This window comes from Marinomonas sargassi (assembly GCF_025716875.1).
Lineage (GTDB): Bacteria > Pseudomonadota > Gammaproteobacteria > Pseudomonadales > Marinomonadaceae > Marinomonas > Marinomonas sargassi.
In genome coordinates this window covers 32017-54013 of sequence record NZ_JAOVZB010000001.1, presented here as the reverse complement: position 1 = coordinate 54013, position 21997 = coordinate 32017, and the positions used below count along the sequence as shown (strand labels likewise).

General features: G+C 43.4%; 18 protein-coding genes and 4 tRNA genes. 15 read left to right on the top strand and 7 right to left on the bottom strand.

The features are described 5' to 3' along the window. Positions 1–14: 14 nt before the first annotated feature. Positions 15–1316, top strand: a complete 1302-nt coding sequence (gene serS, locus OFY17_RS00265) for a serine--tRNA ligase (RefSeq protein ID WP_263528685.1) — start codon at positions 15–17, stop codon at positions 1314–1316. Between the two features lie 59 nt (positions 1317–1375). After that, positions 1376–2119: a uroporphyrinogen-III C-methyltransferase gene (gene cobA / locus OFY17_RS00260; RefSeq protein WP_263528684.1), complete on the top strand. Its 744-nt coding sequence runs from the start codon at positions 1376–1378 to the stop codon at positions 2117–2119. Between the two features lie 99 nt (positions 2120–2218). Here the strand turns inward: cobA and OFY17_RS00255 are convergent, their stop codons facing one another. The 6 genes from OFY17_RS00255 to hpf all read right to left on the bottom strand — a co-directional run bounded on the left by OFY17_RS00255 (position 2219) and on the right by hpf (position 4841). Further along, positions 2219–2539: a TusE/DsrC/DsvC family sulfur relay protein gene (locus OFY17_RS00255; RefSeq protein ID WP_263528683.1), complete on the bottom strand. Its 321-nt coding sequence runs from the start codon at positions 2537–2539 to the stop codon at positions 2219–2221. Positions 2540–2543: 4 nt separating this feature from the next. Then, the gene (locus OFY17_RS00250) at positions 2544–2831 is read right to left on the bottom strand and encodes a DsrH/TusB family sulfur metabolism protein (RefSeq protein WP_263528682.1); all 288 of its coding nucleotides are present in this window, start codon (positions 2829–2831) and stop codon (positions 2544–2546) included. A 2-nt stretch (positions 2832–2833) separates the two neighbouring features. Then, positions 2834–3181: a DsrE family protein gene (locus tag OFY17_RS00245; RefSeq protein WP_263528681.1), complete on the bottom strand. Its 348-nt coding sequence runs from the start codon at positions 3179–3181 to the stop codon at positions 2834–2836. A 4-nt stretch (positions 3182–3185) separates the two neighbouring features. After that, complete coding sequence (gene tusD, locus OFY17_RS00240; protein ID WP_263528680.1) at positions 3186–3578, bottom strand: sulfurtransferase complex subunit TusD; 393 nt, start codon at positions 3576–3578, stop codon at positions 3186–3188. An 85-nt stretch (positions 3579–3663) separates the two neighbouring features. Beyond that, a complete protein-coding gene (locus OFY17_RS00235; protein ID WP_263528679.1) occupies positions 3664–4320 on the bottom strand; it encodes a Bax inhibitor-1/YccA family protein in 657 nt (218 codons plus the stop codon). A gap of 203 nt (positions 4321–4523) precedes the next feature. After that, positions 4524–4841, bottom strand: a complete 318-nt coding sequence (gene hpf, locus OFY17_RS00230; RefSeq protein WP_263528678.1) for a ribosome hibernation-promoting factor, HPF/YfiA family — start codon at positions 4839–4841, stop codon at positions 4524–4526. 206 nt (positions 4842–5047) lie between these two features. On the opposite strand from hpf, the gene OFY17_RS00225 reads away from it, so the two are divergent. From OFY17_RS00225 to OFY17_RS00185, 9 genes are all read left to right on the top strand, one after another. Further along, a complete protein-coding gene (locus OFY17_RS00225) occupies positions 5048–5956 on the top strand; it encodes a DnaT-like ssDNA-binding domain-containing protein (protein WP_263528677.1) in 909 nt (302 codons plus the stop codon). Beyond that, positions 5865–6695 carry a replication protein P gene (locus OFY17_RS00220; RefSeq protein WP_263528676.1) on the top strand — a complete coding sequence of 277 codons (831 nt, stop codon included), beginning with the start codon at positions 5865–5867 and terminating at the stop codon, positions 6693–6695. Before OFY17_RS00225 ends, OFY17_RS00220 begins: the two co-directional genes overlap by 92 nt. Before the next feature lie 92 nt (positions 6696–6787). Next, positions 6788–7429, top strand: coding sequence for a response regulator (locus tag OFY17_RS00215; RefSeq protein WP_263528675.1), 642 nt, complete (start codon positions 6788–6790; stop codon positions 7427–7429). Between the two features lie 15 nt (positions 7430–7444). Then, a complete protein-coding gene (gene uvrC / locus OFY17_RS00210) occupies positions 7445–9268 on the top strand; it encodes an excinuclease ABC subunit UvrC (protein WP_263528674.1) in 1824 nt (607 codons plus the stop codon). A 45-nt stretch (positions 9269–9313) separates the two neighbouring features. Beyond that, positions 9314–9874, top strand: a complete 561-nt coding sequence (gene pgsA / locus OFY17_RS00205; protein WP_263528673.1) for a CDP-diacylglycerol--glycerol-3-phosphate 3-phosphatidyltransferase — start codon at positions 9314–9316, stop codon at positions 9872–9874. Between the two features lie 96 nt (positions 9875–9970). Then, positions 9971–10045, top strand: a tRNA-Gly gene (locus tag OFY17_RS00200). A gap of 20 nt (positions 10046–10065) precedes the next feature. After that, positions 10066–10139: transfer RNA gene (locus tag OFY17_RS00195), tRNA-Cys, on the top strand. A gap of 11 nt (positions 10140–10150) precedes the next feature. Continuing rightward, positions 10151–10237 (top strand) — tRNA-Leu (locus tag OFY17_RS00190). Between the two features lie 341 nt (positions 10238–10578). Continuing rightward, positions 10579–11010 (top strand): acyl-CoA thioesterase, encoded by a 432-nt coding sequence (locus tag OFY17_RS00185; protein WP_263528672.1) that lies wholly within the window; start codon positions 10579–10581, stop codon positions 11008–11010. A 94-nt stretch (positions 11011–11104) separates the two neighbouring features. On the opposite strand, the gene OFY17_RS00180 is transcribed toward OFY17_RS00185, so the two are convergent. Further along, positions 11105–12328: an EAL and HDOD domain-containing protein gene (locus tag OFY17_RS00180; protein ID WP_263528671.1), complete on the bottom strand. Its 1224-nt coding sequence runs from the start codon at positions 12326–12328 to the stop codon at positions 11105–11107. Between the two features lie 277 nt (positions 12329–12605). Between OFY17_RS00180 and OFY17_RS00175 the strand changes: the two genes are divergently transcribed. The 4 genes from OFY17_RS00175 to recD all read left to right on the top strand — a co-directional run bounded on the left by OFY17_RS00175 (position 12606) and on the right by recD (position 21901). Continuing rightward, a tRNA-Ala gene (locus OFY17_RS00175) sits at positions 12606–12681 on the top strand. Between the two features lie 127 nt (positions 12682–12808). Next, on the top strand, positions 12809–16255 hold the full coding sequence (gene recC / locus OFY17_RS00170; protein WP_263528670.1) for an exodeoxyribonuclease V subunit gamma: 3447 nt from the start codon (positions 12809–12811) through the stop codon (positions 16253–16255). Then, on the top strand, positions 16252–19965 hold the full coding sequence (gene recB, locus OFY17_RS00165) for an exodeoxyribonuclease V subunit beta (RefSeq protein WP_263528669.1): 3714 nt from the start codon (positions 16252–16254) through the stop codon (positions 19963–19965). Before recC ends, recB begins: the two co-directional genes overlap by 4 nt. Beyond that, complete coding sequence (recD, locus tag OFY17_RS00160; RefSeq protein ID WP_263528668.1) at positions 19952–21901, top strand: exodeoxyribonuclease V subunit alpha; 1950 nt, start codon at positions 19952–19954, stop codon at positions 21899–21901. Before recB ends, recD begins: the two co-directional genes overlap by 14 nt. The last annotated feature ends 96 nt before the right edge of the window (positions 21902–21997 follow it).

Below are 21997 nucleotides of genomic sequence, written 5' to 3'. Positions count from 1 at the left end.
ATATTGTTGCAGAGATGTTAGACATTAAAGCGTTACGCGCTGACCCTGAAGCCGTCGCGGCTCAACTTAAAAAGAAAGGCTATGAATTAGATGTAGCGACTTTCTCATCTTTAGAAGAGCGCCGTAAAGCGATTCAAATAGACACTGAACAACTGCAGCAATCCCGAAATTCCGTATCCAAGCAAATTGGCGCCGCGATGAAAGCGGGCGACAAGGACAAGGCAGCAGAATTGAAGGCACAAACTGCCACATTGGGTGATGACCTTAATGCGGCGAAAGATCAGTTGAACGAAGTGCAAGGTGCAATGGAGTCCCTTTTAGAAGGTATTCCTAATATTCCTCACGCTTCTGTTCCAGCAGGGAAGTCCGAAGACGATAATGTGGAAATTCGTCGTTGGGGTGAACCAAAAAGCTTTGAGTTTACAGCAAAAGATCATGTAGACCTTGGTGAAGCTTTAGAAATGCTCGACTTTGAAGCAGCTGTAAAAGTAACAGGCTCTCGTTTTGCCGTTATGCATTCAGATTTAGCGCGCCTACACCGTGCTTTAACCCAGTTTATGATCAATACGCATGTTGATGAGCATGGTTACTCTGAGGTGTATGTACCTTACTTGGTAAATGCTCATTCCTTAAAAGGTACGGGTCAACTACCTAAGTTTGAAGAAGACTTGTTTAAAGTGCCAGTGGACAAAGAAAGTGGTAACAACGATCTTTACTTGATCCCAACCGCAGAAGTTCCTGTGACGAATCTAGTGCGCGATGAAATTTTAGGTGACATTAATCTTCATAAAAAGTTTGTTGCCCATACGCCTTGTTTCCGAAGTGAAGCAGGTAGCTATGGTCGTGATACACGTGGCATGATCCGCCAGCATCAGTTTGAAAAGGTGGAACTGGTACATGTGTGTCGTCCAGATCGTTCTGAAGACGTACTAGAGGAGCTTGTAGGCCATGCGGAAGTGATTTTGCAAAAGCTAGAGCTTCCATACCGTACTGTTATCTTGTGTGGTGGGGACCTAGGGTTCTCAGCTCACAAAACATACGACATTGAGGTTTGGTTACCAGGCCAAGAGAAATACCGTGAAATTTCGTCTTGTTCTAATATGGCGGACTTCCAATCACGTCGTATGCAAGCTCGCTGGCGTAACCCAGAAACAGGTCGTCCAGAGTTAGCTCATACGCTAAATGGTTCTGGTCTAGCTGTAGGGCGTACATTAGTTGCTATTCTAGAAAACTATCAAAACGCGGATGGTAGTATTACCGTTCCTGAAGCTCTATTACCTTATATGGGTGGTAAGACAGTATTAGCGAAAGCCTAAAGGCCTCGTTTACATAAAGCTCCCCTAGGGGAGCTTTTTATTATTATGGGTAGATAATAATGGTAGGCAAAGTATATTTAATCGGTGCAGGTCCCGGCGATCCAGAGTTGCTGACACTAAAAGCTCACCGATTATTAACCACAGCAGAAGTGGTGTTGTATGACCGTCTTGTGGGTCAGGAAATAATAGATTTAATTCCCGAAACGGCAGAAAAAATGTATGTGGGCAAAGCGAAATCCATGCATAGTCTTCCGCAAGATGAACTTAACGCTCTTATTGCTGCTAAAGCGAAGGAAAATAAAATCGTTGTTCGTTTAAAAGGCGGAGATCCCTTTATCTTTGGCCGTGGTGGAGAAGAGTTAGAAGAGCTTATTCAAGAAAGTGTTCCTTTTGAAGTGGTTCCGGGTGTTACCGCAGCAGCAGGCTGTGCTGCCTATGCCGGTATTCCTTTAACCCATCGAGATTATGCCCAATCTGTCCGTTTTCTAACAGGTCATTTAAAGGATGGCACTACGGATTTGCCTTGGGAAGAGTTGGTTCATCCAGCGCAAACTTTGGTGATCTATATGGGGCTAACTGGGCTAGAAGAGACCAGTGCTTCTCTTATTAAGTTTGGTATGTCGCCTACTATGCCTGTGGCTGTAGTAGAAAAAGGCACGACTAAAAATCAGCGAGTTTTTACTTCTACAATCGGTAGTGTTTATGAGTTAGCGGTTAAGAATGAGGTGAAATCCCCAGCTCTGCTAATTATAGGGGAAGTGGTGTCGTTACAAGAAAAGCTAGAATGGTATGGTAAATACTAGTTAACTCCTTATCGTATGATAAAAAAAACGGAGCTAGATAATTTGGCTCCGTTTTTTATTTCTGTCACTTTTTGTGTTGGTGATTTCTATAGGTATTTATTAAATGCAGTTTGCTGGCTTAGGTAAGCCTGCAATTTTTGCAGCTAATTTGGGTGGGCTGCCGGGGAATAAGCTCATTAAATAAATACTACGACCTTTTTCTGCCCCCAGCTTTTTACTGACGGCTTTCACTAAAGGACGCATAGCTGGTGAGACTTCGAAAGCTTGATAGAAGTCCCTTAGTAAATGGATAATTTCCCAGTGGGCATCGGTAAGCTCTATTTCTAATTCACTTGCGAGTTGATTTGCTAACTCGGGAGTCCAGTCGTCTAAGTTTAATAGATAACCTTCCTCATCTAACATGGGCGTATTGTCTGTCATCCTGTTACCAACTGATATTTTTTTCTGCCGAGAGAGTTGTATCAACCCATTGTTCTTCTGATAAAGCTTCGCCAATAGAGGGAATGATTCCGTAGGCATCTGCATCTGCTTGTAAATAATAGAGAGTTACCTGCTTGCTGGCTAATAGCGCTTCTAACTCAACTTTGTTTTGCTGTGTTCGCAAGATACCTTCTTCAATAAGCAGTATTTGATCGCCTATTTGTAAGCAATCTTGCCAAGTCGTTTCTGTGGATAATGGGTAAGCTAATCTATTGATTTGATGTAAAGTCATAATTAAAAGCGGAAAACCTGTTGGTAGTTTGAAAAAAGTTTTGCCCATTGAGCTTTGTCTAGTTCTGTTACTCCTGACCAAGCCTTACCGCTTTCTATTTCAAGCTTGCCTGCTTCAATATAAATATTCTCAATGTCATACATCTCTAGCCCATCTAAAAGCTTGTGTAGGTTCTTGCCGTGCTCTGGTAGAGGTGCTTGGTTGCTAACCAGTAATGCTAAGGCGGCTCCGGATAAACACAAATCAACTGGCTGTTCAAAAGTTGCCAAAACCAAAGCGAGGTCCAAACCCTCTTTGCAGCTTAGACTTGAGTAGGGACTGCTACTCAGGTGAATTAAAGTATGTGTCATTGGCTTACCTAAACTGAATTACTTTGTTTGTTGAATTCATGAGATCGATGAGTGTGCCTAAACCTTCAAGCTGAAAATGATCCGCTAATGAGTGTTGTTTTGACTCATAGCGCTTACTTTCGCTTTCACTGAGAATACCGCGCCTTACGGCTGCTGCAATGCAAAGATATAGAGGCGTATTATGCTGCTCGGATAAAGATTGCCACTCCTTCAACAGATTAATTTCGTCTCGCGGAGGTTGGCTTAGGTTATTGCCAATAAGAACGGCGTCTTCATAAAAAAATACCCCTCTAATACTTTCTGGGTACTTTTTTAATGCTGCTTTAGCAAAGCGGAGTGCCGTATGGCATGCCTTGGTTTGGTAGGGGGAACCTGTAATAAGCAGAGTGTATTGCATTATAAAGTGAGCCTAAAACGAGTATTTAACAAAATGTACAAATAAAAAAAGGCCGCTGTGAGCGGCCTTTTTTAACAAACCGATATTAATCGTCGTTTGCCATGCCAAGCAGAGACAGAATGCTTAGGAACATGTTGTAGATGGATACATACAAGGTCACTGTTGCCATGATGTAGTTAGTTTGGCCACCACGAACAATTTCACTTGTTTGTAGCAAAATTACAGCCGCTGAGAACAAAGTGAAACCCGCTGAAATGAAGATTTGCAGCGCAGGCATTTGTACAAAGAAACCAGCAATAACGGCAAACAATAGAACAAAAAAGCCTACTGTGATGAAGCCATTCAAGAAGCTGAAGTCTTTACGAGTGATAACGGCATAAGCAGAAAGGCCTAGGAAAGAAAGACCTGTCATACCTAACGCACTCATTATCATACTAGCGCCATTAGGAATACTTAAATAAGCGCTTAAGATTGGGCCTAGCGTTAATCCCATAAAACCAGTTAAAGCAAATACACAAAGGATGCCCATTGAGCTGTTTTGGCATTTGTGAGTTAAAAACAACAAACCATAAAATCCAACCAAGGTAATAATAAGGCCAGGATGAGGCAGGTTCATTGCCATGCTTAAGCCAGCAGTAAAGGCGCTGAACAATAAAGTTAGCGACAACAATCCGTAGGTATTACGAAGCGTTTTATTTGCCGCTTGTGACGTATGTGTCGAAAGGGCTTCTGTGTAACGCATGGGTATTACTCCTCTAAGGTTTTAAAACTATCTCTTGGATGTAATATGCGGTGGAAAGTTCCAAATTTCAAGTGACAATCTGACTTTGTTATTAAGAAAGGTGTATATAGCCAATAAAAAAGCAAAGACGCTCTGATTATCAGGCAGCCTTTGCTTTTCATGAAGTGTTTTGGCTAATAATGAGTAGCCTACTAAAGGTTTTTTTATAAATTTATATTATGTTTTGTTCCAGCAGTGCTGTGCTTGGTTTTGTGCTTGCTGATTTGGCGAATGAGCTTTTCTACCATGGCATCAATGGCATGGAATAATCGATTTTCTGAGCTCGCAGCAGCAAAAATATCTTTACCGGGTAAATGTAGAGTTGCTTCAGCTTTTTGAAACTTGCTGTCTTTTAGTAGAGTGATATTAATAGAAGTGATTTGATCGGTTAGTTTGCTGAGCTTGGCGAGCTTTTCATTAAGATGCTCTTTTATAGCTGGGGTGATGTCGATATGTTGGCCAGATATTTGAGTGGTATGCATATGTATTTACTCCCTGTGGCAAATGTTTATCGTTATGATGAAATCTTTCATCATCTTATTCAGCATAGGAGTTGTTATGGCAGCCGTCAAAAAAGCTTCTAGTGACTTTTGTAAAGATAGATAACCCCAAAAGTATCTATTTAAAGTATTAGCTTGATGATACTTTATGATGAATTCGCAACCAGTCATAAAAGCTTGTGGTGCTTATGTCATCGGCTTTTGATAAACTGCTGAAATACCTATTCAAAGCGAGAGTCATGTTGGATAACGATTACCTTTTACCCATTTCATTTGCAACCGCCGCTCAAATTGGGCTCGAAGAAACCGTCTTGCTGACCTTCTTAAAACAGCAGGCATATTCATCTAATACGAGTGTTTTGAGAGTTGAAATCAGCCGCTTATGTGCCCAGTTGCCGTTTTGGACTGTTCCTATGGTGATGCGTCAGTTGGCTAATTTGCAAATTAGTCAGCTATTAAGCTTTCAACGTAATAATGAAGTGTTGGAAATACATTTGTCATCGGCTTCTAATACGACAGCAGATTTTAATAAAGTGGCGGATGTCAAAACGGCAGATGTAAGCGTACAAAACGATGGTTTGATGGATAAAATGGATCGGTTGCATAAAGCCTCCCGTGAGAAAAAAGAGGAGTTCACGCCTAAGCCGCAATTTACTCCTAAACCACAATTTAATGATAAACCAAATAGTTACGCAGCTAAGCCGGTTGAGAGGCAATATGATGCGCCGCCTGTACCCACTACAAATGATCGTCGAGGCGTGACAGATTTTGATTTGTACCTAGAGCAGAAAGAACGTTCTAGACAACCAGATCAATGGCTGCCAGAAGAAGCCACCATAGAACAAATTACTCAAGCGGGCATTACTCGCGAATTTGCTTTGTCTCTACAGACTGAATTTTTATTAAGAATCAAAGAGCAGCGCAAAAATGTCCGTACTTGGAATAGCGAATTCTTTAAATATGTAAAACGCCAGTGGCAATACAAACAATCAGATAGGTCTTCATATGAAGGAACCTCAAGCAGTACAAAATTTAATAAAACCTCTAGAGAACAAGTTAGCGACGCACTCACAAACATCCACGACACAGACTGGTGATTACGCTAACAGCGCGTATCAAGGTAAGAGTGCAGGGCAAGAGTCTGGTCCGACGGAAGCGGAGCAACAAACTCGTGTTCTAGTAAATATGATTTTTGCTCGCTTTAAAGCGATTTACACTCACAAATTTGCCTCGGCATACAGTACGTTAGAAGAAGTGAAATTAGCTAAGCGAGAGTGGGCAGTGGCGCTAAAAGGGTTTCAGGAACCGCTTTTGGCGTATGCAGTTGAACGTACCAAAGAAGAATACGCTTGGCCGCCAACAATATCTGAGTTTTTGAAGTTAATTAGTACCGCCTATAAAGCATACGGTTTGGCTAACCCACGAGCTGCTTATTTAGAAGCATGTGCTTGTCGAACAGATCCTTTAAGCTATAAGTGGAGTCATCCTGCGGTTTTCTTTGCAGGCTCAGAAACGGATTGGTATAAATTGAAATCTGAGGAAGAAAGAGTTTCTTGGCCTCTCTTTGAACAAAATTATTTAGCTATTGTCGATCGTGTTATTGCTGGTGAGCGTTTAGTCATACCCAAAGTGGTTATGATAGAAAATAAACAAACGGTCAACCTGAATAACTTGACCAGTAAAATAGCGAAAGCGCTTTCTTTAGAAGAAGATGATATTGCGCCATTACTGTATTACACGCAGAAAACCCAAGGCACAGGGGTGAGAACTCGTTATCGAGAAATAGCGCAGAAGAAATTAATGGAAATGGGTTACAAAGAAACACTTCCAGAATAGAAAATCATATTGAATAGTGTTCTTAATATCAGGTAAAAATATTGCAGTGTAGGTGAAACAGGCTCCTACTATTAAGAACCAATGAGGTAGTTATGTTAAAAGTCTTGATCGTAGATGACCATGATGTGGTTAGCCAAGGTATCAGTAGAGTACTTCAAGATGTGAATAGCGTTGATGTGGTCGGTGTTGTAAACAGCGGCGAAGAAGCGATCGCTCAAGCAAGAACGCTAGTACCAGATATCATTCTGATGGATGTACATATGCCGGGTATTGGCGGCCTTGGTGCTACCAAAGAGATTAAGCGCATTCTTCCTAAGATTAAAATCATTGCCCTTTCTGCATTGGATGACAACATTTATCCAGTGAAATTACTCGAAGCAGGGGCGTCAGGCTATTTGACTAAGGGTACCAATACTTCAGAGCTATTAGAGGCAATGGAGACAGTATCTAAGGGCGACCATTATATTTCCAAAACCGTTGCCCAAAAAATGGCGTTGTCTAAATTTTCTATTGATGATGCTGGCTCACCTCTTGGTCAATTATCGGATAGGGAATTACAAGTGGCGCAAATGATTGTCGACTGTAAAAAGTCTAATGAAATTGCAGACTCTCTAAATGTTAGTCCAAAAACAGTCAGCACCTACCGTACACGTATCTTCACCAAACTTAATATAGAGAGCGATGTTGAGTTAATGCATTTAGCAGTGCGTTATAACGTTTTGGGTATGGGTTAAAGGAACGGAGTCTACTTGAGCCAATCTGAATTTGACCCCAAGCACTTTGTTAGCAATCTAACCACTCGCCCGGGCGTGTATCGTATGTACGATAACAAAGGCGAGTTGCTCTACGTTGGTAAAGCAAAGAACTTAAAAAATCGCGTAGCGAGTTATTTTCGTGTTACAGGCCTAACAACCAAAACGATGGCCTTAGTCAGTCGTATCCACACGATTGAAATAGCGGTCACAAAAAGTGAAACGGAAGCCTTGTTGCTTGAGCAAACGCTCATCAAACAGCATAGGCCACCCTATAATATCTTGTTAAGGGATGATAAATCTTACCCTTATATCTTGCTTTCCAATCACCATCATCCTGCTTTGCTTTTCCGTCGCGGTGAAAAATCTGATAAAGGCACCTTATATGGGCCATTCCCAAGCGGCAGTGCAGTAAAAGAAAGCCTGAATACTATGCAGAAAGTCTTCAAAGTTCGTCAGTGCGAAGACAGTACCTATGCTAATCGCTCAAGACCCTGTTTGCAGTATCAAATAAAGCGTTGTTCAGGCCCTTGTGTGGGCTTAATTAGTGATGAAGCCTATGACGCGGATGTTCGTCACGCCCGCATGTTTTTGCAGGGAAAAGACCAAGAGCTAACCGCAGAAATTACTTCTCAAATGAGTGATGCAGCAGCGGACATGGAATTTGAAAGAGCCGCAGAATTAAGAGATCAAATCATTCAGCTCAAACATGTGCAAGAGCAGCAGTATGTTTATGGCCAGTCAGGTGAGGCGGATGTGATTGCCGCGATTATCCAGCCCGGTGGCTTGTGTGTACATGTGATGATGGTTCGTAAAGGCAAAGTAGTGGGCAGTAAAAGTCACTACCCTAAAATGCCCATCGAAATACAAGAAGGCGATTTATTGTCTTCTTTTATTGCCCAGTTCTATTTAGGCGGTATTCAAGAGCTCCCCAAAACACTGATCGTCAGTCATGAACTAGAAGATGGTTTAGCCTTGGTCGAAGGTATTTTTGAAACCACTCAAAAGAAAATCGAAGTGGTGACCAATGTCAGAGGGCAAAGGGCCCGTTGGCTGGATTTGGCAAAGCTGAATGCTGAGCAAGGTTTGCAAGCACGCCTTTCAGATAAACGAAATCACTTTAGCCGTGTTACGGCTTTGCAGAAGTTATTGGGCTTTGCTGAGCCACCGAGCCACATGGAATGTTTCGATATCAGTCATTCTAGCGGTGAAGCTACCGTGGCCTCTTGTGTGGTATTCGGTGCCGATGGGCCTGATAAAAAGCGTTACCGCTCTTTCAATATTGAAGGGGTAGAAGCGGGTGATGATTACGGTGCCATGAAGCAAGCCTTAACTCGTCGTTATAAACGAGTGAAAAGCGGTGAGCTTGACCCGCCAGACGTATTATTAATCGATGGCGGTAAAGGGCAATTAACCCAAGCTGAGACGGTTTTAAAAGAGTTAGGGCTGGTGGATATCTTTTTACTTGGGGTTGCCAAAGGTGACACCAGAAAACCGGGTCTTGAAACCTTGTACATAGGCTCTAAAGAAGACGAAGTGGTACTGCCTCCTGATTCAGCTGCCTTACACCTCATTCAGCACATTCGAGACGAAGCCCACCGTTTTGCTGTGAAGAGTCACCGTAAACGAAGAGACAAAAAGCGCCGACATTCTGTATTGGAAGAGATTCCGGGCATTGGACCGGGAAGGCGAAAAGAACTGTTAACCGCCTTTGGAGGTTATCAAGAACTGCAAGCAGCCAGTCAAGAAGATATTGCCAAAGTAAAAGGAATTGGCGTTAAAAAAGCAGAAGAAATTTATCTTTACCTCCATAAAAGTTAAGCTTGTCATATAGAGTCATTATTTAGTCTACACATTAGGAACCGAATGAACATACCAAACATTTTGACCTCAATTCGTATCTTTATGATACCTGTTCTTGTCGTGATTTATTATTTACCTTGGGAAGGGCGTTACCATGCCTGCGCGGCTATTTTTGCTTTAGCGGCGATTACAGATTGGTTAGATGGCTACCTAGCAAGAAAGCTAGATCAATCGACGCCTTTTGGTGCTTTCTTTGACCCAGTGGCCGACAAGCTTATGGTATCCATAGCTTTGGTTCTTTTAGTCGCAAGTTACGCTAACCCGCTATTAACCTTAGCCAGCGCTGTTATTGTTGGCCGTGAAATCGTTATTTCGGCATTACGTGAATGGATGGCAGAAATGGGTAAGCGTGCGAGTGTGGCGGTTTCCTATATTGGTAAGCTAAAAACCGCGATGCAGATGGTCGCTATCTTTATTTTGTTAGGCAGCCGTCCAGATACTTTTTATGCCTATATTGGTGAGGGGGTTTTGATTATCGCGGCACTGCTTACTTTATGGTCAATGTATGTTTATTTGAAAGCGGCATGGCCAGAACTAAAATCACAAGAGACGGATAAAAGTTAAGCAGATTGTAAAAAACTGTCTAAGTAAGCTATTTATTTGGATTTTTTCCTTGACGTAGATGCTCAAATACATAGAATAGGCACCGTCTTTTGAGACGCGGGAATAGCTCAGTGGTAGAGCACAACCTTGCCAAGGTTGGGGTCGCGAGTTCGAGCCTCGTTTCCCGCTCCAAAAAGAAGATTTCTGATAGAGGCCGGATGGCAGAGTGGTCATGCAGCGGACTGCAACTCCGTGTACGCCGGTTCGATTCCGACTCCGGCCTCCAAAATCAGATATGCCCGGGTGGTGAAATTGGTAGACACACAAGACTTAAAATCTTGCGCTTTAACGAGCGTACCGGTTCGATTCCGGTCCCGGGCACCATTTATGGTGCCTTTTTTATGCCTGTAACTTTTCAAAGCATCTCAACTTTCTTCTTGTACGTTTCACTTCTTAATACTCAAACAACTCCTAGCGCTTTGTTTAATGCGTAATCAGATTTTTTGGTTGCCTATATTTCTAATGTTTTGATTCTAGGTGCACGAAATGGCTCGATGCCTCCATTTGATCTCACATTTGGCGTTTGCCTAGCCTCATATAGAACACTCTTGAATACGTCAGCATTGCCCTTGAAGTTATTCAGAGGACCTGTGTCCTATGGTATGCTTTGTGCTTAATGAATAAGGTTCTATTTTTACCCTAATGAAGTAAAGGAAAAGCAGGTTATGCCAGAATTTGAAGAAAAGACAAAGGGCCGTTTAACGACTAGAACCGTTGCTATGCCTGCTGATACTAACCCTGCAGGGGATATTTTTGGTGGCTGGGTTATGTCTCAAATGGATATCGCGGCGGGTATTTGTGCAGGGCAGCGTGCGCAATCACGTGTTGTGACGGTCGCCATTGATGGCATGAGTTTTATTCGCCCAGTAAAGGTAGGTGACATCTTGGGTGTCTACACAAGAGTAGAAGCGACGGGCCGTACTTCAATGGAAATTTTGGTAGAAGCTTGGGTTCGCCGAGATCGTATTGGTGCCCGTGAGAAGGTAACGGAAGGTATTTTTAAATTCGTAGCCATTGATGAAACTGGCCGCTCAACTCCTATTCCCAAAGAAGAAGACCTTCCTGATTACACGCTTTATGGTGTGGATGATCACTAAAAATTTTGTTTAAACAGACATAAAATAAAAAGGCGATGGCTAAAATAAGTCATCGCTTTTTTGTTTTTAAGTTTGTTGGTTGGGCGTTGACGGACTAACGAATGGATTCCATGACCTCGTCAGTCCATATCATAGCTTCTAGAAAGGAGTTATTCAGATCAGCTCTTTCCTTATTCGAGAGTGACTCCAAAGCACTCCAATTTTGCTCTTCACAGCTCAGGGTTTTTGTTAGGTATTGGCCGAATTCACCTTTATGTTCTGTGATTGCTTCCAATAGATTGTTATCGAGTGATATTTGTTTTAGGGCGATGGATTTTTCAATATTGAGAATGACGTCTATACCAGACATTAAGCCTACTAATAGCGCGGATTCTGCATTTTCAGACTGGTTCTTTTCAGCTAATAGCTGGCAGCAACGGCTGCGTGTAAGAAGAGCCTTTAAAAAAGGGTGGGGCTTACCGAAGGAAGAAGTGAAGGCGATTAGCATGGCCCATTTTTTTAGTTGCACTAAACCCAGAAAAATAACGGCCTCTTTTATGGACTTAATAGTGCGTGAAATACCGCAGGCGGGGCTATTGATAATACGTAATAGCTGATAAGAGAGCTTGGGGTTTTTCGTAACCAAATGAGCGATATGATCGATACTGCTGTTAGGGTCTTGAATGGTGTTGATTAGTTCTATAGCACCTTGGGTGGTGGAATCTACCTTTTTACCTTTTATCACTTCAGGGCGTTGAAGAAAGTAACCTTGAAACAGCTCAAAGCCTGCTTCTTTGCAGCGTTCAAACATGTCAGCATTTTCCACCTTCTCAGCTAGCAGTATCAACCCTTTGCTCTTTAAGGAGCGAATTTGCTTTGAGTAGTCCTCGGGCGGAGTTGCTAAAACGTCCACCTTGATGATGGATACCCAAGGCAGTAAAGCTTCATATGCTTCACTAAATTGATAATCATCAAGGGCAAATTTATACCCTGCATCATGCCATTTTTTTACGGCTTTAAAAAAGCTTGGAGTGAGGTTTTGGTCTTCTAAAATTTCAAGGTAGACGGTATTGGGCTCAATAGGAAAAAAAGCATCTGACAGAATCAAGCTTGTGGTCATATTAATAAAAAAAGGCTTTTTAATGTGAGACTCTAGCTCTGAAATACCAGTGCATAGATTGATGAGAACTTGGCTTGTGGCGGCTTCACCATTGCTCATATCGGCAATATTTAATGTATTGTCTCTAAACAGAAGTTCGTACCCAAAATTTTCTTTTTTCCGAGTAAGAATAGGTTGTTGAGCCATCATTAGGTCATTAAAAACGTTTGGTAGAGTCATCCTTGAGTACCTTGTTTTCATCTAGATAAAAGTCATAAGTAGCACTGGAGGAAAAACTGGTAGGTGAGTCGTCCGTATAAAAAGTGCATAAGACAGTTATTTTACTTAGAGTCTTTATTCGTTATGTGTGTGTTTTGTGTGTAATAGACTGAGTTTTGTGGCTTTTTATTGCAGAGTATATTTTCTGAAGTTTTGTACCCCCAATAGCCTTTTAATATAAGGGGGTACAAAGGGGGTTGACTCCATAACAGAGCGCAAATAAAATCTACCGCGATTTGGGGCTATAGCTCAGCTGGGAGAGCGCTTGCATGGCATGCAAGAGGTCTGCGGTTCGATCCCGCATAGCTCCACCAGATCACTTCTTTTTCTTCCTGCGTTATTCTTTATCAAAGTCCCTTTTTACTAAATCTAGATTCATTCTGTTGTCGAATTTTAAGGTATCATGCATAGATTGTTTTTAGCGGATAGCGGGATGCGTGCATGTTTCAACTTTATACTGGTAATCGCCTAGAAGATTTGGCCGTATTACTGGCAAAAATTTTAGCCGTTTCACCGCCGGATAACCCTTTTGATGATGAGCACATACTGGTACAAAACCCGGGTATGGCCCAGTGGCTAAAGATTTTTCTTGCCCAGTCCCACTCTATTTCAGCGGGCTTAGCTTTCCCTCTGCCTTCTACTTTTATTTGGCAAACCTTTTCCCACGCATTAGACGATATTCCCTCGCAAAGTGAGTTTAATAAACCTTTTCTAGTCTGGCGTTTAATGCGCTTATTAGATTCTCGTCTTCAGGAGTCTGAATTTCAGCCTCTAAAGTGGTATCTAGAGGAAGACGACACGCAAGTTAGGCGATTCCAGTTATGCAGCAATATTGCCGATATTTATGACCAATACCTTGTCTACCGACCCGATTGGATAAAGGCTTGGGAGGCCAATCATATTGAAGATCCAGCCTTAGTCTCATTATTTGAGCAGCAGGCGTGGCAGGCTATTTTATGGCGTGATTTGGTGGCAGATGTTAGCGAACAAGGCACCTCTTTGTACCATAGGGGAAATTTGATTGAGGCTTTGCAGGAAGCTTGTAACTCATCCTCTCGTCCAGCTGGGGTGCCAGCGCGAATCTTTATTTTTGGCGTGTCATCCATGCCACCCAATACTTTGGAGTCACTGCGGGTACTGGCTGAGTCTGGTTGGATTGATGTGCACTTATTTTTGCAAAACCCTTGTCGTTTTTATTGGGGCGATGTGGTTGATAAACATTATTTAGGCCGAGAGATAAAAAGAAGCAACGCAAAGCCGAATTTAAGTGTGGAAACATTGCATCTGGATGCCAACCCACTACTGGCCAGTTGGGGGCGACTAGGCCGTGATTACATTGCCCAACTGCAAGAAATGGCGAACAATGAAATAACCATTTTTGAAGACTATATCCAAGGCTATTCTGAAGGAATTAACGAAGGCCATATCGAAGGCTCTTCTCAAGGTCAGCAAAGCTCTTTACTCCAGTATGTTCAGCAAGATGTGCTAAGTCTTGAAAACCATGGCTCAAAACAAGATCGAGATACTAAGGTAACGTCTTCCGAATATCGTCACCCTATAAAGGAAGGGGATGACAGTATTCGTGTACATCTGTGTCACAGCCCTCTGCGAGAAGTGGAAGTTCTGCACGATCAGCTCTTGGATATGTTTGAAAAGAATCCACAGCTTACACCTAAAGATGTGATTGTGATGCTGCCAGATGTAAATGCCTACAGTCCTTTTGTGAAAGCCGTTTTCGGTCAAACTGCTTTTGCCCAAGTTAAAGACCAAAGCAACACGAAGAAGCAGATTCCATTCACCTTGATTGACCAATCTGGGGGAATGGAAAACCCAATTGTCGACGCTTACCTCTATTTATTGGGTTTAGGGGAAAGTCGTTTTACGCTTTCTGAGTTGATTAGTGTATTGGAGGTGCCAGCAGTGTTGGCACGATTTGACTTAACAGCGGAAGAATTAGAACGCATTCGCCAATGGGCAGCAGAAGTTGGCGTACGTTGGGGCTTGGATGGAAGTACTGCTGAGCAGCACGATCTTCCGATACAAGAAGTTCATACTTGGCTAAATGGTATTCGCCGTATGTTGTTGGGCTATGCCATGGGGCATGACCACATATGGGAAGGCACATTAAGTTATGGTGATGTAGAAGGTTTAGAGGCTTCTATAGCGGGTAAACTAGCGGACTTCTTAGTGGCTATTAATGAGGCGCAAGCTCGCTTAATGACAGAAATGCTTCCTAAAGAATGGGCCACTTGTTTGCACTTTTTAGCAGAACGCTTCTTTGAATTACCCGAAGACGATGTGTTCTTAAACTTGCTTGGGCAGCAGCTTGATACCCTGATTAGCCAATGGCAGATGGCGCACTTTGATGCACCGTTAGACCAACAAGTGATGCGCCAATTACTCACACCTATGCTGCAAGAGTCTCAAGGTAGCCAGCGTTTTCTGGCTGGACGAGTGAACTTCTGCACCCTGATGCCAATGCGTTCTGTGCCGTTTAAAGTTATCTGTGTTTTAGGCCTGAATGAAGGGGACTACCCTCGTAGTGTGGCACCTATGGGGTTTGACCTCATGGTGGGGCAATATCGCAGCGGCGATCGAAGCCGAAGAGAAGATGATAAATATCTCTTCCTAGAAGCCCTTATGTCGGCGCGGGAGTGTTTTTATATCAGTTATGTTGGCCGCAGTATTCAAGACAACAGTGAAAAGAACCCTTCTATTCTTGCCAGTGAATTACTGGAATATATCGGCCAAAGTTGTGCTTATGAGGCGGACCTTTCTTTACCGCCAGAAGAGGCGCAAAAGTCTCTTTTGAAACAGTTGATACTTGAGCATCCTTTGCAGCCTTTTAACGCATCTTACTATTTAGGGAAAGAGCATGAAACTGTGTCAGCGGATAAGCGCTTGTACAGTTACGATGAGCAATGGCTACCTGCGCTACTGACCAATCAAGAAGAAGAGGCCTGTCAGAATTTACAACCGTTGGAAGGCTTAGAGCAGCTGAAACAAGAGCTGGCATTGGATGAGGTATCGAGATTTGTTAATCACCCTGCGCGCTACTTTACCCAGCGCCGCTTAAAGGCTTTTTTGACTCTGCGAGAGGAAGAAGAGTACGAAGATGAACCGTTCGCTCTGGATGGGTTAGCGGGCTACCAATTACGCGAAGCCCTGCTCAATGCAATGTTGGAGAAAAATGAAGAACGTTTTCTAGAGCAGTTGTCGCTAACGGGTGCTTTGCCCTATGGCGCCATCGGTCATTTATCTTTACAGAAGAATATCGACAGCTGCCGCCAATTATTGGCAGAGCTAAACAGTTACGGCGTAGAAGAGACTCCGCCCATAGAAGTGAATTTATCGTTAGGTCACTTTACCTTGCAAGCATGGTTACCAATGGCGAGTGGTCATATCCGCCTTTCCTACCGAGTGGGTGATGTTTCTGCCCATCAAAAAATGCTGACGTGGATTGAGCATTTGGCATTAAGTGCCCAAGGAACCCCTAAGCGCCATTGTTTAATCAACCTTGTTCCCAAAAAGGGCATAGTGACTCAAGAATTTCTGCCTTTATTGCCAGAAGATGCCAAAGGGTATTTGTCCGAGATTTTGGCGTTATTACAAAAAGGTTTGTGCTTGCCGCTGGCTTTACCTGCCAAAAGTGCCGATGCATGGTGTAAAAGCTATTGCTCAGCAAAAGCAGCTGAAAACCCAGAGCTGGCATGGGAATCCGCATTGAAAATTTATCAAGAAAGTAGCAGTGCTTTTTCCAGTAGTGAAGTGGATGATGCCTATTGGCAGCGCTATTACCCAGATTTATCTCCCCAGAAAGACACCTTTATGAGTTTGTGTGAAAGTGTTTGGTTGCCTCTGCACAGGCATCTGGAGGAAGTGAAATGAGCGATTTGATTCAAGAAACTTTATTAACTCCAGAAAGCTCTTTAGCTCCGGAAAAGTTAGTCGCACAAAGTTTTCCATTGTTTGGGAAGCGCCTAATTGAAGCCAGTGCAGGAACGGGTAAAACCTACACGATAGCCAACCTTTATTTGCGCTTATTAGTACCGACAGGGCAAGAGGGTGATCTAGACAAAGCCCTCACGGTAGATCAGATCTTAGTAGTGACTTTTACTGAGGCCGCTACTGCTGAACTAAAGGCGCGTATTCGTGAACGTATTCGCGTTGCTCGTAAGGCTTTATTGCAAGGGCAAAGTGATGATGTGTTCCTGAGCGAATGGCTGGGGACTATGTCAAAAGCACAACAAGCCGATGCCATAGAAAAGCTCCTCTATGCTGAAAAGCAGATGGATGAAGCCGCAGTTTTCACGATTCACGGTTTTTGTCAGCGCATGTTGAGCCAAAATGCTTTCGAGAGCCGAATGCTGTTCCAGCAAACTATTGAAACGGATGAGCAAGCACCTTTATCTATGGCGGTAAAAGACGTTTGGCGTAGCGTATTTTATCCAATGGATGAAGTGAAAGCCTCCTTGATATTGCCAATATGGTCAGGGCCAGAAGCCTTACAAAAAGATTTGTTGTTATTAAACAATCAGCCTGATGCCCAGCTCGCCGTGCCAAATTATGACTGGCAAGAAGCCTTGATTCAGGCTCAGTCATTGATGGCAAAGGTGAAAAATATATGGCTTTCTCGCTCGGACGAGGTAATTGAAGCGTTAGAAAAAAGTGGAATTAAACGCACTTTCTGGCGCAAAGATCCAAGTAAAGACATTGCCGCCATGACTCGCTGGGCAAGCTCACCAAGGTTTGAACTCGATAAGTGTGTGGACAAGTTTGATACTTATGAACATGCTTCTCGGTTAGCAAAAAATGGCGCTTTACCTGCCCATGAGCTGTTTGATCTGGTACATCAACTACGGGAAAGTTTCCCTGATAAGGGGCGGCTAAAAGCGGTGCTTCTCGCTCAATTGTGGCAGCAAACCCAAGAGCGCATGAAACGCTGGAAGCGTAATACACAGTCCCTTACTTTTACCGATTTATTAACCTCATTAGATACCGCGCTTGCAGCAGATGAAGCAGGTAAATTAGCTGAGCGAATTCGCCACCTTTACCCCATCGCTTTGATCGATGAGTTCCAAGATACGGACGCCGTTCAATATCGTATTTTTTCTACCATATATCAGCCAGCACAAACGGATCAGAATAGCCTTGGTCTGATTATGATAGGCGACCCGAAACAAGCAATTTACGCCTTTCGTGGAGCAGATATTTACACTTATTTAGCCGCTAAAAAACATGTGAATGGCGTGTACTCATTAGCGACGAACTATCGTTCGTCAGCGGCCATGGTTCAGTCTGTGAATACGTTATTTACTACGCAAAGTGAACCTTTTAGGGTATCTGGTATTCCTTTTGTGAAGGTGCAGGATCGAGGCATAGAAGGTCGCTTTATTCGCCAAGATTTGCTCCAGCCTGCCTTACAGTTTTTATATTTAAACTCTGATGATCCAGTGACGCCTGCCGTTTATCGACAACAAATGGCAGAGTCCTGTGCTGCCCATTTGCATGAGTTACTGCTCGAAGGTCAGCAAGGTTCAGCCCTAGTAGCTGGAAAAGGTGTACGACCCAAGGATGTGGCTCTGCTGGTAACCAACTTTAGCCAAGCCAATGCCTTGAAAGCAGCCTTAAGACAAAGAGGTATCGCCAGTGTTTACTTGAGTGATAAAGGCTCAGTGTTTGAAACGGTGGAAGCCCGTGAATTGCTGATTGTGTTGACCGCCATTTTATCTAATGGCCAAGAAAGTAAATTGCGTTCTGCGTTGGCGACCAGTTTAGTGGCTTGGTCTTTAGAAGATTTAGATACCTTAAATCATGATGACGTGGTGTACGAAAAGTGGGTAGAGGCTTTCCGCCAATATTTGGTTATTTGGGAGACTCAAGGGCTATTGCCAATGCTACGTGAATTTATGCAAGACGTATCGCTGGCTAGTCACATGCTCAGTCAAATTGGCGGTGAAAGACGTCTGACGGACTTCCTTCATCTCACCGAAAAATTGCAGCAAAAGTCACTTGAGTTAGATTCCAAAGAAGGTGTGCTTCGTTATCTAAGGCTGTCCATACAATCCCCCAATGGCAACAGTGATGATCAGAAAATTCGCCTAGAAACGGATGCAGATTTGGTTCGTATTGTGACCATACATAAGAGTAAAGGCTTGGAGTATCCCATTGTCTACTTGCCATTTGCCTTTACACCTTATGGCAATAAAGGCACATCGGCTTTATATCACGATGATAATGAACAGCTGTGGATTGCGATTGATCCAGATGAAGAGCAAAAAGCGCAACATGAAGAAGAGTTGTATGCGGCAGAAATTCGTTTGGCCTATGTGGCGCTAACACGATCAAAAGAAGCCTGCTTTATTGGTGCTATGGAAGTGGGCAAGGCAGCGAGTGCATCAAAGTCGGCTGTGTTAAATGTGCACCTTAGTGGTGTTGGTGCATTGGTGGCAGAAGGTGAGGAAATGGAAGCAGGTGACCTACTTGCTAGTTTAGGCCGCCTTTGTGAACCTGACTCAAATCAACAAGGATGCCCGCAAATGCAGCTGGTGGAGTTGCCAAATGAAGCGCCTGAACTGCCTCGATTTAAAATGGAACAGGAAGAAATAACACAACCGAAAGTACGCGATTTCCAAGGTTCGATTGAGCGAGATTGGTGGGTTGGGAGCTATTCTTCCCTTGTGGTGGAAGACAAAGCTCATCACGATGAAAGCATACCGGGTCAGGATGAAGGCGTATTGGTCTCTGAGCCGGAATTGGATTTTAGTGAAGCTTTGCCCCATCCAGAACAGAGCCGTTTTACCTTCCCTAAAGGGGCAACACCGGGAACCTTTTTGCACGATGTGCTTGAAGGTAAGGCACTACAAAAAACGCTCGACAAGCCAAGTTTTAATGACCTACTTAAAGTGCAATACAGTACTGATATGGCAAACTTTTATGAGAATAAAGGCTTTGCTGAATGGCAGAGTGTTTTGTCAGAATGGTTACCTGATATGGTGAACACCGAATTGTTTGACTCTATGACGCTAGGGCAATTACAGCCATCCCAATGTCGTAAAGAGCTAGAGTTTTTTATTCCTGTAAATCGCATGAATGCCCTACAACTGGATGGCATCGCGAGGGAACACGACAAGGTATCTCGACATGCCCCAAGCATACAAGACCGACCTTTGAAGGGGATGTTGAAGGGCTTTATTGACCTGCTGTTCGAATGGCAAGGCCGTTACTATGTGCTGGATTATAAGTCGAACTACCTAGGTGATGACTTTGCAAATTATGAAGATGAAGCCTTAGGTGAGGCGATTGCAGACCACAGGTACGATCTGCAATATCAGTTATATACACTGGCTTTACACCGTCTTCTCAAGCAACGCCTACCAGACTATGACTATGAGAAACATATAGGCGGCGTTTTCTATCTGTTTTTACGAGGTATGAAATTGGGCCAAACAACGGGTATTTTTCAAAGCCGATTGAGCCTTGAACATGTGAATGCCTTGGACACCTTATTTTCGGGTGAGGGTGAAATTGAACAAACGGATGTAAAGAAAATCGAAGAAGAACTGGCTGAAGGAGTTGTGCAATATGGACTCTTTTAAGCTTATAAACGAGGCTGCTAACTCAAGTAATGATTTGCTGTTAGGTTGGCAACAAGAAGGCCTATTACGTGCCGTCGACTTGCACTGGATAGAGCAGTTAGCGTGTCATATTGGCGAAACTCGCTTAGCTGTTTTAATCTCAGGTGCCTTGTGCAGTGCCCAGCTTGGTGAGGGGCATATTTGTATTGATCTGTCCCATATTTGGGAAACACCTTTATTGGACGATGTGAGCCAACAAGGGAGCCGAGAAAAGAGTCTAGATACTTGGCAACTTACATTGAAAAACGCAGGTATTAGATCACCTCAGCAATGGTGCGAGATTCTGTCAGAAAGCCGATTGGTATGTTCACCTCAGACTCTTAGCGAGAGTGCTATAGCACCTTGCCCTATGGTGTTAAGCGGCACACGTTTGTATTTATTTCGATACTATCAATATGAGCAACAGGTACTGAATTATCTTACCCAACAATTATCGGCTTCGCCTTATGTGGTAAGTGAATCTCTGTTAACGCAGCTTTTTCCTGCTTCACCTTCAACAAAAACTGAACATATTGATTGGCAAAAGGTCGCGGTGGCAAATGCGGCTAGCCTACCATTCTCTGTTATCAGTGGTGGCCCGGGTACGGGCAAGACCACAACAGTTACTAAGCTTTTAGCGCTTTTAGTGGCGCAAGCGAAAGAGCAGGGGGAAGCATTACGAATAGGGCTTGCTGCTCCTACAGGGAAAGCAGCCGCACGATTAACCGAGTCCATTTCTCAGGCGAAAAGTAAATTGCCTTTTGATGATGAGATAAAGCATTCGATTCCAGAAAAAGCCAGTACTTTGCATCGCTTGCTAGGCAGCGATTTCGGGCGTAGTCGTTTTAAGCATAATAAAGAGAACCCTTTGCATTTGGATCTATTGCTCATTGATGAAGTGTCCATGGTTGACCTGCCAATGATGGCAAAAGTGATAGAGGCTTTGCCAACTCACGCTCGATTGATTTTATTGGGGGACAAAGATCAATTGTCTTCTGTCGAGGCTGGAAGTGTTTTGGGTGATTTGTCCTATGACATTGAGAATGCTTACTTCTTACCCCAATGGGCGGAGTATTTATCAACTCTCACGCAGGAGGCGATTTTACCTTTTGCCAACGCCAATGCCCCAGCGATTAGTCGCTCATTAACTTTGCTTAGAACCAGTTATCGTTTTTCATCGGAAAGTGGCATTGGTTATTTAGCGAAAGCGATGAACGCAGGGGACGATAGGGCGGTGATACAAAGTCTTGATGCTGGCTATCCTGACCTTGAGTGGTGCCAACCTAAAGTAGGCCAGAAAAAAGCTGATATTGCCCGTTTAGCCCAAGGTTATGATGAGTACTGGCAAGCAGTTCGAGATAATGTCGACATTGAAGCCTTGTATGAGGTGTTCTCAAATTACCAGATTCTCACCGCGGTACGACAAGGAGAGTTTGGTGTTGAAAAAATAAATGCGCAATTAGAACATTACTTTTACCAGCGTGGCCGCATTCAAGACTTACATGTTTGGTATCCGGGAAAGGCGGTAATACTAACTCGCAATGATGCTGCACTCGGCTTGTTTAACGGTGATATTGGTTTGTGTAAAGCAGATGATAGTGGTCGTCTGAGGGTGTGGTTTATGTTACCTGATGGTTCATTTACGGGCTTGCTACCAAGTCGATTGGGGCAGTTTGAAAGTGTGTTTGCTATGACGGTGCATAAATCCCAAGGCTCGGAGTTTGAACGAGTGGCGCTTTTATTGCCTATGCAACCATCTCCTGTTTTAACGAAAGAGCTTCTCTATACGGGGATTACTCGGGCAAAACAGCACTTTACCTTATGGGGCAGTGTGTCCTTAGTCCGTACCGCAACCCAGTCTCGTATAGAAAGGTATTCAGGGCTAATTGATGCTCTTTGGAATGATCGGCCAACTTGATATTCTCGGCTTTGACACCATGGTTATGAGTAGATCGAAAAGGATAGAAAAAACATTAAGATAAAAAAATTATACTGTCATTCTTGCTATCAAAGT

What these genes read in the sequence shown, in the direction of transcription:
- recB (WP_263528669.1), top strand. Translation starts at nt 16,252, where the DNA reads ATGAGCGATTTGATTCAAGAAACTTTATTAACTCCAGAAAGCTCTTTA.
- hpf (WP_263528678.1), bottom strand. Translation starts at nt 4,841, where the DNA reads ATGCATACCACTCAAATATCTGGCCAACATATCGACATCACCCCAGCT.
- pgsA (WP_263528673.1), top strand. Translation starts at nt 9,314, where the DNA reads ATGAACATACCAAACATTTTGACCTCAATTCGTATCTTTATGATACCT.
- cobA (WP_263528684.1), top strand. Translation starts at nt 1,376, where the DNA reads ATGGTAGGCAAAGTATATTTAATCGGTGCAGGTCCCGGCGATCCAGAG.
- OFY17_RS00215 (WP_263528675.1), top strand. Translation starts at nt 6,788, where the DNA reads ATGTTAAAAGTCTTGATCGTAGATGACCATGATGTGGTTAGCCAAGGT.
- OFY17_RS00250 (WP_263528682.1), bottom strand. Translation starts at nt 2,831, where the DNA reads ATGACTTTACATCAAATCAATAGATTAGCTTACCCATTATCCACAGAA.
- OFY17_RS00185 (WP_263528672.1), top strand. Translation starts at nt 10,579, where the DNA reads ATGCCAGAATTTGAAGAAAAGACAAAGGGCCGTTTAACGACTAGAACC.
- OFY17_RS00220 (WP_263528676.1), top strand. Translation starts at nt 5,865, where the DNA reads ATGAAGGAACCTCAAGCAGTACAAAATTTAATAAAACCTCTAGAGAAC.
- OFY17_RS00235 (WP_263528679.1), bottom strand. Translation starts at nt 4,320, where the DNA reads ATGCGTTACACAGAAGCCCTTTCGACACATACGTCACAAGCGGCAAAT.
- OFY17_RS00180 (WP_263528671.1), bottom strand. Translation starts at nt 12,328, where the DNA reads ATGACTCTACCAAACGTTTTTAATGACCTAATGATGGCTCAACAACCT.
- OFY17_RS00255 (WP_263528683.1), bottom strand. Translation starts at nt 2,539, where the DNA reads ATGACAGACAATACGCCCATGTTAGATGAGGAAGGTTATCTATTAAAC.
- recD (WP_263528668.1), top strand. Translation starts at nt 19,952, where the DNA reads ATGGACTCTTTTAAGCTTATAAACGAGGCTGCTAACTCAAGTAATGAT.
- OFY17_RS00225 (WP_263528677.1), top strand. Translation starts at nt 5,048, where the DNA reads ATGTCATCGGCTTTTGATAAACTGCTGAAATACCTATTCAAAGCGAGA.
- tusD (WP_263528680.1), bottom strand. Translation starts at nt 3,578, where the DNA reads ATGCAATACACTCTGCTTATTACAGGTTCCCCCTACCAAACCAAGGCA.
- recC (WP_263528670.1), top strand. Translation starts at nt 12,809, where the DNA reads ATGTTTCAACTTTATACTGGTAATCGCCTAGAAGATTTGGCCGTATTA.
- serS (WP_263528685.1), top strand. Translation starts at nt 15, where the DNA reads ATGTTAGACATTAAAGCGTTACGCGCTGACCCTGAAGCCGTCGCGGCT.
- OFY17_RS00245 (WP_263528681.1), bottom strand. Translation starts at nt 3,181, where the DNA reads ATGACACATACTTTAATTCACCTGAGTAGCAGTCCCTACTCAAGTCTA.